Origin of the sequence: Candidatus Amarolinea aalborgensis (assembly GCF_900491745.1) — a bacterium.
GTDB lineage: Bacteria > Chloroflexota > Anaerolineae > SSC4 > Amarolineaceae > Amarolinea > Amarolinea aalborgensis.
Map to the genome: position 1 here is coordinate 218,528 of NZ_UETR01000004.1, position 12,410 is coordinate 230,937.

11 protein-coding genes are annotated in these 12,410 nt (G+C 63.6%); 2 read left to right on the top strand and 9 right to left on the bottom strand.

Annotation, left to right across the window (positions count from 1 at the left end):
- Positions 1-30 precede the first annotated feature (30 nt).
- The 9 genes from ACPQ6D_RS07480 to ACPQ6D_RS07520 form a co-directional block, all read right to left on the bottom strand.
- Entirely contained in the window at positions 31-1,410 is a 1,380-nt protein-coding gene (locus tag ACPQ6D_RS07480) for a DNA polymerase Y family protein (protein ID WP_423223681.1), read from the bottom strand.
- A 331-nt stretch (positions 1,411-1,741) separates the two neighbouring features.
- On the bottom strand, positions 1,742-2,206 hold the full coding sequence (locus ACPQ6D_RS07485; protein ID WP_423223682.1) for a type II toxin-antitoxin system VapC family toxin: 465 nt from the start codon (positions 2,204-2,206) through the stop codon (positions 1,742-1,744).
- Positions 2,203-2,517 (bottom strand): hypothetical protein, encoded by a 315-nt coding sequence (locus tag ACPQ6D_RS07490; protein WP_423223683.1) that lies wholly within the window; start codon positions 2,515-2,517, stop codon positions 2,203-2,205. Before ACPQ6D_RS07490 ends, ACPQ6D_RS07485 begins: the two co-directional genes overlap by 4 nt.
- 310 nt (positions 2,518-2,827) lie before the next feature.
- Positions 2,828-3,571: an SH3 domain-containing protein gene (locus ACPQ6D_RS07495; protein ID WP_423223684.1), complete on the bottom strand. Its 744-nt coding sequence runs from the start codon at positions 3,569-3,571 to the stop codon at positions 2,828-2,830.
- A complete protein-coding gene (locus ACPQ6D_RS07500) occupies positions 3,564-3,893 on the bottom strand; it encodes a translation initiation factor (protein WP_423223685.1) in 330 nt (109 codons plus the stop codon). Before ACPQ6D_RS07500 ends, ACPQ6D_RS07495 begins: the two co-directional genes overlap by 8 nt.
- A 59-nt stretch (positions 3,894-3,952) precedes the next feature.
- Positions 3,953-5,557 carry a phosphoglycerate dehydrogenase gene (serA, locus tag ACPQ6D_RS07505; RefSeq protein ID WP_423223686.1) on the bottom strand — a complete coding sequence of 535 codons (1,605 nt, stop codon included), beginning with the start codon at positions 5,555-5,557 and terminating at the stop codon, positions 3,953-3,955.
- A 199-nt stretch (positions 5,558-5,756) separates the two neighbouring features.
- Positions 5,757-7,472, bottom strand: a complete 1,716-nt coding sequence (gene argS, locus ACPQ6D_RS07510; protein ID WP_423223687.1) for an arginine--tRNA ligase — start codon at positions 7,470-7,472, stop codon at positions 5,757-5,759.
- A gap of 71 nt (positions 7,473-7,543) precedes the next feature.
- The gene (gene polA / locus ACPQ6D_RS07515; RefSeq protein ID WP_423223688.1) at positions 7,544-10,384 is read right to left on the bottom strand and encodes a DNA polymerase I; all 2,841 of its coding nucleotides are present in this window, start codon (positions 10,382-10,384) and stop codon (positions 7,544-7,546) included.
- Between the two features lie 361 nt (positions 10,385-10,745).
- The gene (locus ACPQ6D_RS07520; protein WP_423223689.1) at positions 10,746-10,958 is read right to left on the bottom strand and encodes a hypothetical protein; all 213 of its coding nucleotides are present in this window, start codon (positions 10,956-10,958) and stop codon (positions 10,746-10,748) included.
- A gap of 206 nt (positions 10,959-11,164) precedes the next feature.
- Between ACPQ6D_RS07520 and ACPQ6D_RS07525 the strand changes: the two genes are divergently transcribed.
- Entirely contained in the window at positions 11,165-11,812 is a 648-nt protein-coding gene (locus tag ACPQ6D_RS07525) for an MBL fold metallo-hydrolase (protein WP_423223690.1), read from the top strand.
- 35 nt (positions 11,813-11,847) lie between these two features.
- On the top strand, positions 11,848-12,408 hold the full coding sequence (locus ACPQ6D_RS07530) for a M67 family metallopeptidase (protein ID WP_423223691.1): 561 nt from the start codon (positions 11,848-11,850) through the stop codon (positions 12,406-12,408).
- The last annotated feature ends 2 nt before the right edge of the window (positions 12,409-12,410 follow it).

Here is a 12,410-nt window from a genome sequence, read left to right on the forward strand (position 1 = left end):
GAGGAGAAGGGGAGTCGGATAAGGGATTTACTATAACTCTCGGCGGCGGTCGAGAAACCAGCGTCGGCGTTCATCCTGGAAGATGGTGAACGGGGTCTCGCCGACTACGATGACCTGGAAATAGGCGCGCCGTACGGTCTGCTCCCACCAGCGGCGCTCCTCGCGCCAGAATTCGTAGATGTCGGTCACCGGCCGTGACCAGCCGCCCCAGCGGAGGGCCGCGGGCTGTCCGTCAGCGCCCGTGGAAACCTGGATTGGCAGCGGGAGGGGCGGGCCGATGGCGCTGGCCAGGCGGATGACCGTTTCACCAAAGCGGATCCACAGCAAGCGCAGGGTTTCGTGTAGCCGAATGAGGCGCGGCGCGGTTGTTTCATCCACCAGGCTGAGCTGCTGCGCACCCAGGCGCCATTCACGCAGGGGATAGGCGGTCAGGCTGAGGCCGGTCACACCGGTTTCCGGGGTCAACTTGCCCAGCAGCCGTGCGCTGATCCGCGCCAGCACTTCGACGGCCGCGGTGGGCGGTTTGAGCGGCGCGCCGGCCGTCAGCTCTGGCTGTTCGCCGATGGTCAGAGTCAGGGTCAACGCGGTCGCTTGATAACCGCTGGCCTGCAAGCGCTCAGCCAGGCGACGGGCCGCGCGCTCGGTCAGGGCCAGGATCTGCTGGCGCTCGGTCAACGGTTCAGGCAGGCGCCGGCTCAGGCGGATGAGCGGCGGCGGCGCTTCTGGCTGCAAAGGCCGCGCGTCCAGGCCGCGCGCCAGGTCGTGGAAGACAACCGCTTCCGCGCCGAATTGACCTGCCACGCCGGCGCGTGATAGCGCGGCCAGGTCGCGCAACGTGGTCAGCCCAAACAAGTGCAGGCGCCGGATCATCTCCGGCGGCGGGTCGGGCAGGGCAGTGAGCGGCAGATCGGACAGGAAGGCGCGCTCCGCGCCGGGGGGAACGATGCGCGACTGACCAGGCGCGCCGGCGGCCGCCTGCCAGGCCGTGAATTTGTTGCCGGCCAGGCCCAGCGTCACCGGCAGGCGCGCCGCGGCTTCGACGCGCCACACAATTTCCTGCGCCAGCGCTTGCTCTGACGGGAAGGTGCGCGCCAGGGCGCTGATCTCGATGAAAAACTCACCCAGGCCAGCCGCCTCCACGGCTTGACTGAACGTGGTCAGCGCGGTTCGCAAGGCTTGATGAAAGGTTTGATAGAGCGGTTCACGCGCCGGCAGGATGGCAGCGTCCGGGCAGTGCTGTTCGACGCGACGCCGCGTGTCGCCGGGGACAATATCGGCGGCGCGCAGGGCGTCGAGCACGCGGCCATCCCAGGCGCGCACAATAACCAGGGGGCGTTGGATCAGCGTTGGATCAGACAGGTCTTCGACGAGGCAAGGAAGATGGGCGACCCGCAGGCAAACAAAGCGCATCGGCGTCACCTCGGCGCTTTGGCAAGGCCAAAGTCGTTGTCATGCAGTGGTTTAGAAAATTTGTTCTAATTCTAGCATAAAGGAATGAAAAGACAAATAGCAGCAAGCATATGAAAAGGCATGTAGAGCACGAGGATTACCTGCACCGGGTGGTCAACTCGCCCCGCATGGGCATGCGGCTACAACGGGCCGGCGAACCGCCGTATTGACGCAGTCAGCGTAGTGGGTGATGAGCGTCACGAGTTGGGAATAAGGCGCGAGTTGAGCCAACCCGAGAGGTAGGTCACAAATGGTCCTGAGAAGAGCAGAGGCCTCTGCCAGTCAACCTGGTTCAGGGGTGTGTATTGGGGTTGTCTACTGTCAGCCCCTCGGCGGACGCGGCTTGGTTCAAGCGGTCATCGGCGGAGAGAAAAGCCAGTGGGGCCAGATCGTTCGCCAAGAGGTGGCGATTGGAAACCACTGCTGTCGCCAGATGGACTGCATCATACGCGCGCAGCGAATACGTTTCAAGCAACCGATTGGCCTGGTCTATGACGTCGTCCACGGCTGTCACAAGCTCGTATTGGCGCAGGCAGTCGGCTCGAAAGGCATTTTGCACCTGGACATATTCGGCATCGGTCAGAACGCCCTCTCGCACACGCCGCATTAAGGCGCTGGTCACCTCAACGATGACCAGGTGTACAGTAATCATCGCGGGGCGGGGCTTTCCATTAAGGGTCGCTCGTAGCCAACGACTGCCTACTTCATCAACGTAACGCTTGATCAAGGCGCTGGTGTCCAGGTAATACGTCGTCATGCGCGATCTTCCCGCTCAGAGATAATGATTTCGGACAGCGGTTGACCCTGGGCCAGCTTTTTCGCCAGGCGCGCCCGTTCTTCTGGCGATACATCGGGCGGAGTTTCCCAATCCGGTTTGTACAGCAGGTCTGCGGCGCGCAAAACCTGGTGGATTCGGGATCGGGTATCAGTCATGTCGCTTTTGGGGCGAATCAAGATGCTCCGCTCCCGCCGTACTACCTCTACTTCGCTAACATTCCAGTCGTGTAGCGCAGCATGAGGGATCAGTAGACCCTGCGGCGTTAACTGGGCGGCAATCACGGTTGTCATATCGGTGACCTCTTTGTTGCGTCTATCAGATACGCTCTGTCATTTTGTGCTGTTGGCTTGAGTATACCAATCGTGAGGTGCACGGTCAAATGCACGATCTGAATCAGAGGAGAGATGTCTATGATAGTTTGGATCAGTAGCTGCGCGCCGCGCCGTTTGTTATGCGTTCGTCACGTCCAGCGGCTTGACGCGGCGACCCTTTGCGTGTAGAATGGCGCACGTAAGGTGCTTCGGTGCTTTACGAGATCAGGGCAGAGGAGCGGGGGACTTCTGCCCTGGTTTTTTATTTCTGGAATTCGCCTCCGCGGCGTCACTCCACCGGCGACAGCAGCCGCTGGCTCCCGCTGCTCTCAGCCGCCCAGCCATCGTACTTCTCATTCTTGACGTGCCACCAGCGCATGCCGTCCACATCCACCGGCGCGTCGGCCAGTGACAGTTTGGCGCCGCGGGGCATCTCGCGCAGCAGGGTGGTGCCCTTTCCCGGAAACGCGCGCAGGGCCACGCCGTCCGCGGTCACCACCACGGTATCGCCCGCCTGAATGGGCCGGTCCACCGGGCGCGGATCGCCAAGCTGGGCCGTCAGCCAGACCGTCGTGCTGTCGCGCTCGGCGATCCAACCGGCCTTGCCGCCGCTGTCCGACACGCGCCACCAACGAAAACCGTCCGCCTCCACCGGCCCTTCTTGCACCGTCACCTTGACGCCCGCGCCAAAGCGGCCAGTGCGCCGGCCGCGGGTCGTCGCGGCACTGCGGATGTTGACCCCCTGCGGCGCGACGACACGCGCCGGCTGGCCGACGCGCAGTGCGCTGCCGGGCAGCGGCGTCGGCGTGAAGGTGGCCGTGGCGTCTGGGGTGGGCGTGGCCGCAGCCGTCGGTGTTGCTGACGGCGCGCGCGTGGGTTGGTTGGTCGCTGTGGCGGTCGGTGGAGCTGGGGTAGGGGTCGGCCGCGGCTCGAAGCGCCCACAGGCTAATAGAGGCCAAAGCAAGAGCAAGAACCAGGCGGTCATCTGCCTGCGGCGGCGCCACCCGACTTCTGGCGACCGGATTTTATCCACCACTGTACTTCACCTTGTAGCCCAGTTCGATGAGCAGGGCGCCGGCGCGCTCGCGGTGATCGCCCTGGATTTCGATCTCCGGGCCTTTCTCGCTCTCCTTGATCGTGCCGCCGGCGCCCAACGCCTTTTGCAGATTTTTCAGCAGCTCGCGCAGGGTCTCCGGGTTGTGGTGCAGCCCGCTGATGACGGTGACGGTCTTACCCTTGCGCCGTTTGCGGTCACGGGCCACCGTCGCTGCCTGCTGCTTGGCCGGCTTTTCCACAACTTGCGGCGCCGGCATCGGCGTCGGCTCAGGATCTGTCGAATAGACGAGTTTACCCATCGGCAAGCTTCAATCTGGAATCTGGAATCTGGAATTTGGAATCGGTCAATCTTCAATCTTCACAGCGCGATCGCCTGCACCCAGTAGGTGTGACTGACATCCTTGACCAGGTCGTACAGCGCTTCAGGGATCGGCTCATCGGTGCCGAGCACCATGATGGCTTCCCCGCGCGGGCTGTGGCGGCCAACGTGCATGAACGAGATGTTGACATCGGCGTCGCCCAGCATCGTGCCGATACGGCCGATGATGCCCGGCCGGTCGTGATGCCGCGTCAGCAGCATATGCCCCATGGCCGGGAAGTCTACCCAGATGTCATCCAAGCCGACGATGTGGGGTTCACCCTGCACCAGCGCGCCGCTGACCTTGCGGGCGCCGCCGCCGTTCACCACCTGCACGCTGATCATGTTCTCATACTGTGAGGCGCGCAGGGTCTTCTGTTCCGTGACATCCAGCCCACGCTGCGCGGCCAGTCGCGCGGCGTTGATGATGTTGACGCGCACGTCCACGACCGATTGCAGCATGCCTTTGATGACCGCAGCCGTGACCGAGGACAGATCGTGCTCGGCCAGCGAGCCGCTGTAGGTGATGGCGCATGACTTGAGGTTCTTGCCGCCTAACTGTACGACCACGCGCCCCAGGCGCTCGGCCAGATCGAGAAAAGGGGTCAGGAACGGCAGGTCGCGCGGGGCCATCAGCGGCGCGTTGACTGCGTAACGCGCGGGGCGCCCAGAGAGCACATCCACCACCTGCTCGGCCACATCCACGGCCACCTGATCCTGCGCTTCGGTCGTTGAACCGGCAATGTGCGGGGTCATGATGACTTTCGGATGGCGCAGCAGGGGACTGTCCGGCGGTACAGGCTCTTTCTCGAACACGTCGAGCGCCGCGCCGGCGACATGCCCGCTGTCCAGCGCGGCCAGCAGCGCCGCCTGGTCAATGATGCCGCCGCGCGCGCAGTTGATCAAGCGCACGCCGGGCTTCATGCACGCCAGCGCGTCCGCGTTGATGAAGCGGTTGGTTTCTTCGGTCAAGGGCAGGTGCACGGTGATGAAATCTGCGCGGCTGTACAGCGTTTCCAACGAGACCAGTTCCACGTTCAGATTGGCGGCCATCTCGGTGGAAATGTAGGGGTCGTAGGCGATGACGTCCATGGCCAGCCCCTGCGCGCGCCGCGCTACCTCGCCGCCAATGCGCCCCAGGCCCAGGCAGCCCAGGATTTTGCCGCGCACCTCGGTGCCCATGAAGCGGCTGCGCTTCCACTCACCGCTGCGCAGCGAGGCGTCGGCCTGCGCAATGTTGCGCGCCAGCGCCACCAATAAGCCTACTGTGTGCTCGGCGACCGAAATGGTGTTCCCGCCCGGCGCGTTGACGACCAGGACGCCCAGGTTGGTGGCCGCGTCCAGGTCAATGTTGTCCACGCCGACGCCGGCGCGCGCCACCACTTTGAGCTGCTTGCCGGCCGTGAGCACAGCCGCGGTGACTTTGGTTTCGCTGCGCACGAGCAAGGCGTCGTACGCGGGGATGATCTCGATCAATTCGGCCGGCTTCAGACCGGTGCGTACATCTACGGCCAACCCATGCTTCAACAGCAGGTCAAGCCCAATCGGCGCCAGCGGGTCCGAAACCAGAACCCGACCAGGGCCACTTATTTTTAGTGTCTCCATGCGTTCTACAACCTCGTTACCATGTGTCGTTGTAACTGCTCAGACCGCATGCAGCGAGAGCGATTGAAATCGCGCCTGATGGGCGTGACCGCCGGGCGTCCACCTTCGTAGACGCAATGCTGGTCGGCGCAGGCCGACCTTGTGGCGGAACGCCCGTTTGGCCCGAATTCATTCGGCGGCTGGGCGGTTACGTCTTGTTTTACATCTGCTCTGGCGCGCTCATGCCCATCAGGTGCAACGTGCGCGCGAGCATGATGCGACAGGCATCTACCAACTTCAGCCGCGCCTGACCCAGGGCTGCATCGGCCGGGTCGCTTGAAATGACGCGGCAGTCGCGGTAGAAGATGTGAAAGGCGTTGGCCAGCTCTTGTGCGTAGTAGGTCAGATGGTGGGGCGCCAGGTGCCTGGCCGCCACGGCGATGATTTCCGGCAGCTCCAGCATTTTGCGTAGGAGCGCCATTTCTGATGGATGATGCAGCAGCGTCACGTCAGCCGCTTCGTCGAGGCTGGTGTGCATTTCTTGCGCGCGCCGCAGGATGCTGCAAATACGGGCATGGGCATATTGCACGTAATAGACCGGATTTTCGCTGCTCTGCTCGGCCGCCAGCTTGAGATCGAACTCCATCTCACTCTCGGCTGCCCGCGTCAGCAGCATGAAGCGCACAGCATCCGCGCCCACTTCGTCAACGACCTCGGTCAGGGTCACGATGTCGCCCGCGCGCTTGGAGAGCTTGACCTCTTCGCCGCCGCGCTTGAGCTTGACCAGGGCATAGATCGGAATCGTCAAGCGCGCCGGGTCCAGTCCCAGCGCGGCCACGACCGCGTTCATACGCGGCACATGCCCTTGATGATCCATGGACCACACATTGATCACGCGCTCGAAGCCGCGCCGCACGAACTTGTCATAATGATAGGCGATGTCCGAGGCGAGGTAGGTCGGCTCGCCGCTGCGTCGCACGAGCACCTCATCCTTTTCTGCGCCGGGGAAGCGGCTGGCCGCGAACCAGGTTGCGCCATCCTTGTGATAGGTCAAACCTTTGGCCTCCAGCAGCGCCAGGGCCGTCTCGTACGTGCCGTCGCGGAAGAGGGATCGCTCGGAGAACCAGCGGTCGAAGCGCACGTCGAGGCGTTCCAGGTCCTTGCGCAGACCTTCCAGCGCCATCTGCAGCGCCAGGTCGGTCAGCTCGGAGACGGCCTGCTCTTCCGGCAGATCGAGATAATGGCGGTCATGGGCCGCGGCCAATTGCGCGCCCCATTCTGCCAGGTAGGCGCCGTGGTAGCCATCGTCCGGCACAGGTCGGTTGATGCCCAGCGCCTGCGCGTAGCGGGCGAGCAGCGACGCGCCGAATTTGCGCATCTGGCTGCCGGCGTCATTGACGTAGAACTCGCGCTGCACGTCATAGCCGGCGGCGGTCATGACCCGCGCCACGGTGTCCCCAAAAACGGCATTGCGCGCGCCGCCAAAGTGCAGCGGACCGGTGGGGTTGGCGCTCACAAACTCCACCTGGATGCGGCGGTTCTGTCCTTCGGTCAGCGCGGCCCAGGCTTCGCCCTGGCGACGGATCTCATCCACCTGGCCGGTTAGCCAATCGTGCGCCAGGTGGAAGTTGATGAAGCCCGGCGCCAGCGCGCTGACATCAGCCAGCGCGGGATGCGCCATCTGCTGGATCTGCGCGGCGATGATCTGCGCAATTTGCAGCGGCGTCAATTTTCCGGCGCCCTGGCTGACGCGCGCCTCATTGACCGGCCGCACCAGCTGCAGCGGCAGCGCCGTGGCCCAGTCGCCCTGCTCCTTGCGCTTGGGGCGTTCGACCACGATATCGGGCAGGGTCAGCGCGGGCAACTCCTCAGCCACCTGCGCCGCGTGCACGGCCGCGACCACGACCTCAGCGAGTTCCTCAGCAATCAATTTCATCAGAAAGTATCCTTGTTACACATAAACGGGTGTCACGAACGATTGAACGATTCCAGGAAGTTTACACTCGGTCAATACAACTCGGTTTCCAGCCAATTCAGGCCGACTTCGACATCCACCTTGAGTGGAATGGAAAGCGTAAAGGCGTGGCTCATCACCTCGCGCACCAGGGCCACGGCCGTGTCTAGTTCAGCCTCAGGGGCCTCCAACACCAACTCGTCGTGCACCTGCAGAATCATGCGGGTGCGCAGCCCGGCGTCCTGCAGGCGCTGCGCCAGCCGAATCATCGCCAGTTTGATGATGTCGGCCGAGGTGCCCTGGATCGGCGCGTTGATCGCGGCCCGCTCCAGCGCCTGACGCACGTTGTGCGGCGTTTGCGCGCCCGGCGCCAGTTCCGGGAAATAGCGCCGCCGACCAAGCAGCGTCTCGACGTAGCCCACTTGGGCGGCCTGTACGCGCAGGCTGTCGAGGTAGGTCTTCACCTGGGCATAAATCGTAAAATAGCGGTTGATGAACTCCGTGGCTTCGCCAGGCGTCATCCCGGTTTGCTGCGCCAGGCCGAACGCGCCCTGGCCGTAGACCAGCCCGAAGTTGACGGTCTTGGCGCGGCCGCGCATCTCCTTGGTCACCTCCGCCAGCGGCACGCCGTAGACCGCGGCGGCCGTGCTGGCATGGACATCTTCCCCGCGCTCGAACGCGCCGAGCAGGTTGGGATCGCGGCTGGCGTGGGCGACGATGCGCAGCTCCACCTGCGAATAGTCGGCCGAGATCAGCCGCCAGCCCGCGGGCGCAATGAACGCGCGGCGCACCTGGCGCCCGATCTCGGTGCGAATGGGGATGTTCTGCAGGTTGGGGTTCGAGCTAGACAGGCGTCCGGTCTCTGCGCCGGCCTGGTTGAAACTGGTGTGCACGCGGCCGGTGCGCGGATTGATCAGGCTGGGCAGCGCCAGCACGTACGTAGATTGCAGCTTGCCCAACTGCCGGTATTCCAGGATTTTGTCCAGGATCGGGTGCTTGCCGGCCATGCCTTCCAACACCCCCGCGGTCAGGCTGATCTTGCCCGTGGCCGTGCGCGCCAGGCCGGTGGAGGAAATTGCCAGCTTGCCAAACAGCACGTCGGCCAACTGCTGCGTCGAGTTGATGTTGAACGCCAGGCCGGCCAGTTCGTGAATCTCTTGCACGAGCGCGGCCAGCCGCTGCGCCAACTCCACTTCCATTTGCTTGAGGAACGGTACATCCAGCAGCACACCGGCCCGTTCGATGGCGCAGATCACCGGCACGAGCGGCATTTCGACCATGTTGAACAGCTCGGTCTGGCGCTTCTGCTCCATTTCCGCGCGCAGCAGCGGCACCAGGCGCAGCGTCATATCCACGTCTGCGCTCGCATACTGGGCCACTCGCTCCGGTTCCACCTGATCCATCGTGATCTGCGCCTTGCCCTTGCCGATCAAGGCTTCGATTTCGGTCATCTCGACGCCCAACCGCGCCAGGGCCTGGCCTTTCAGGCCCAAGTTGCGCGAGCCGGGGTCGCACAGCCACGCGGCCAGCATGGTGTCCCAGGAAAGCCCGTTGACCGGCATGCCTGCCTCGGCCAGCACGGTCATGTCGTACGATGCGTTGTGCGCGGCTTTGGGCACGCTGGGATCAGCCAGCATGGGGCCAAGCGCCTGGCGCAGGGTTGCGATCGGCAGCCCGACGGCCTGCGTCTCGGCCACACTGGCGCCCGTGCGGGTCAGCTCGGCGTCGGGCATCACCGCAAACAGCGGCAGATTCGAGGTTTCACGCAGCAGGGCCGTGGGCGGCGGGCTGCTGAGCGCCACGGCCACATACGCGCCGTGGCCTTCGGCCCAGGAAAGCGCCACCCCCACCAGTTGGGCTTGCATGGGGTCGGTGCTGGTGGTTTCCACGTCGAAGGCCACCAGCGGCGCGGCCCGGCACAGCGCCGCAACTTCTACCAGTTCGCTCTCCGTCGTGATCAATCGGTAGGCCGCGTCTGGCTGCGGCTGGTCACTGGTTGCTGCCAGCTCTGCCGTGGCAGGCGCAGCCTCGCTCTGCGGCAGGCGCTCGATCAGGCTCTTGAATTCCAACTCGCGGAAGAGCGTCACCACGCGCTGGCGGTCAAAATCGCGCGTGCGACAGGCGCTCAGATCAAGCGTCACCGGCAGGTCGGTGATGATGGTGGAGAGCTGGCGCGCGAGCTCGATCTGCGTGCGATGCGCGGCGATGGCTTCGCGCGCACGCGGCGGCTTGACCTCAGGCAGGCGGGCCAGCAAGCTGTCTAGCGTGCCAAAGGTTTGCAGCAAGGTCGTAGCCGTCTTGTCGCCGATGCCCGGCACGCCCGGGATGTTGTCCGAGGTGTCGCCCACCAGCGCCTTGTAGTCAATCACCTGCGAGGGCGACAAGCCGTAGCGTTCCTCGACCGCGCGCACGTCGTAGATGGTGGTCTTTGGCTTTGGTCCGCCGGAGGTGTAGCGCACGCGCACATGGTCGTTGACCAGTTGAAACAGATCGCGATCGCCGCTGATGATCAGGCAATCCACGCCCTGGGCAGTGGCCTGGCGTGACAGCGCGCCGATCAAGTCGTCTGCCTCATACCCTTCGATTTCGAAAATGGGGATATTGAGCGTCTCGATCAGCTGGCGGATGCGCGGCACCTGCACCGCCATCTCCTCCGGCATCTTGGCCCGCGTGCTCTTATAGCCATCGAACTGTTCATGACGGAAGGTGCGCCCCACATCAAAGGCCACGGCGAGATATTCTGGCTTCTCCTCCGCGACGACGCCGAGCAGCATCGTGGTGAAGCCGTAGACGGCGTTCGTCAGCTCCCCGCGGCTGGTTGCCATATCCGGCGGCAGGCCGTAGTAGGCTCGAAAGGCCTGTGAGTAGCCGTCAATCAGGGCAAGCGTAGGCATGTGGTTCGCTCCGTTAAGGGAATGCTCAAGACTTGGCGATTTTCAATGAGAATGCCAGGGTTGATGTGTCAGGGGGAATCGTGTGACGCGATAACGGCCCAGGCGGTGCGCCGATGCCAGCGAGCAATTGAAATCGCACCTGATGGGCGCACCATTGGGCGCCTATCTCCGGGGGCGCAATATCGGTCGGCGCAGGCCGACGGCTCGACTGAGCTCGCCGAAGTCCTGGCGGCGGAACGCCCATTCGCCCCGAATTCATTCGGCGGCTTGGCAGGATGCCTGAGTAGTTACGTTGCCCCGCAGCGCGTGACCCGCGTGTCCGCCAGCGCGCCGATGCGTCAGGCACAAGCGGTCTGTCGGCTCACTTGGCCTTTTCCCAAGCCAGGCTGCCATTGCTCAGCAATTCCTTGACTTGGGGATACTCCAGAATGGAGGCAACAAACCGGATGCTGCGGTGAGCATCCAGGCGATACTCGCCCGTGTTGAGGTGCAAGTGGATGTTGTCGCCCGTTTTATTCACCAGGCGAATGATGTCGTTCGGTTTCCAGGTTGGGCCGGTTGCTGTGGCTGCCATGCTATCCTCGTTTGGCGTCGAATCATCGTTGGGGGCGGGGGTTGCGTCTGACGCACTGAGTCAGTGCGGTTCATTGTACCATTTTATGCCGGATGGTCAAACGATAGGCCTCATTGCCTCATGACAGCGACTTGCCCTTGCCTGGCCCGCGTGGTACACTTCGGCTCCAGACGTGACAAGACAAAGGAAAGGTGCTGTTTCTGGTTATGATCGTAGATTCACTCGTGGTGGGCGCGCTGCAGGTCAACTGCTATCTCTTGGGCTGTGAAGAAACGCAGGAGGCGGTCATCATTGATCCAGGCGATCAGCCCGACGATGTGCTGCACTTGCTCGCCAAGCACGGTTGGCAGCTGACTCAGATCATCAACACCCATGCCCATTTCGACCACATCCTGGGCGTGGCAGCCGTGAAGGCGGCGACCGGCGCTCCGTTCTATCTGCACCAGGCCGAGCTACCGCTGGTGGCGGACATGCGTCAGCGCGTCATGCTGTGGCTGGGCTATGACCCCGGCGAACCGCCAACCGTGGATGGCTTTTTGGCGCCAGGCGCCGCCGTGCACTGGGGAAAGCAGTCGCTGGAAATGCGCTGGACGCCAGGCCATTCGCCGGGCAGCATCACCTTTGTAGATCACACCGGGCGCCGGGCCTTTGTGGGCGATGCGCTTTTCGCCGGCTCCATCGGCCGCACTGACCTGCCTTACGGCAATCATCAGCAGTTGCTCACGGCCATTCGCCAACAGATCTTCACTTTGCCGGATGACTACGCGGTGCTGCCTGGTCATGGCCCGGCCACCACGGTGGGGCGCGAGAAGCGCACCAATCCCTTCTTCGATGATGACGCCGATGAACTCTAGCTGCACCTACGCCCAGCCTGTGGAGACGCTGACCTGTGGAACATGATACCTACCACCAACTGACCTTGCCGGCTGCGATGCAGGCTGAAATCATCGCCCATGCGCGTGAGGGCTGGCCGGACGAGGTCTGCGGGATATTGAGCGGTAAAGACGGCGCGGCCATCAGCCTGGTGCGGGCGCGTAACGTGGCCGAGGATCGCCAGATCAATTACACGGTGGATCCGCAAACCCTGCTGCGCCAGTTCGACTTCGAGGAGGCAGGCGAGGAGATGATCGCGATTTACCACTCGCACCCGTCCTCGGCCGCTTATCCATCGGCCACCGATGCGCGCCAGGCCACCTACCCCGATGCAGTTTACCTGATCTGCTCGCTGCAACATCCCGACGCGCCGGTGATCCGCGGGTATCGGCTCTTGCCGCAGCCGTTCGACGGTCGCGCCGCCGACTTTCCACTGCAATCGGTGCGTGGGCGTGACGATTTTTGGGCTTATCAGCACCCCGCGCCGGATGCCTTCTATATCCTGCACCTCATGCCGCCCGTCGGCGCACCGATCTTGCTCAAAGTGCGGATAGAAGAAGTCGCACTGCGCCCGTGACA

Bases quoted from the DNA above. Each gene is read 5' to 3' on its own strand.
- ACPQ6D_RS07520 (WP_423223689.1), bottom strand. From the start codon at position 10,958: ATGGCAGCCACAGCAACCGGCCCAACCTGGAAACCGAACGACATCATT.
- polA (WP_423223688.1), bottom strand. From the start codon at position 10,384: ATGCCTACGCTTGCCCTGATTGACGGCTACTCACAGGCCTTTCGAGCC.
- ACPQ6D_RS07485 (WP_423223682.1), bottom strand. From the start codon at position 2,206: ATGACGACGTATTACCTGGACACCAGCGCCTTGATCAAGCGTTACGTT.
- ACPQ6D_RS07490 (WP_423223683.1), bottom strand. From the start codon at position 2,517: ATGACAACCGTGATTGCCGCCCAGTTAACGCCGCAGGGTCTACTGATC.
- ACPQ6D_RS07480 (WP_423223681.1), bottom strand. From the start codon at position 1,410: ATGCGCTTTGTTTGCCTGCGGGTCGCCCATCTTCCTTGCCTCGTCGAA.
- serA (WP_423223686.1), bottom strand. From the start codon at position 5,557: ATGGAGACACTAAAAATAAGTGGCCCTGGTCGGGTTCTGGTTTCGGAC.
- argS (WP_423223687.1), bottom strand. From the start codon at position 7,472: ATGAAATTGATTGCTGAGGAACTCGCTGAGGTCGTGGTCGCGGCCGTG.
- ACPQ6D_RS07525 (WP_423223690.1), top strand. From the start codon at position 11,165: ATGATCGTAGATTCACTCGTGGTGGGCGCGCTGCAGGTCAACTGCTAT.
- ACPQ6D_RS07500 (WP_423223685.1), bottom strand. From the start codon at position 3,893: ATGGGTAAACTCGTCTATTCGACAGATCCTGAGCCGACGCCGATGCCG.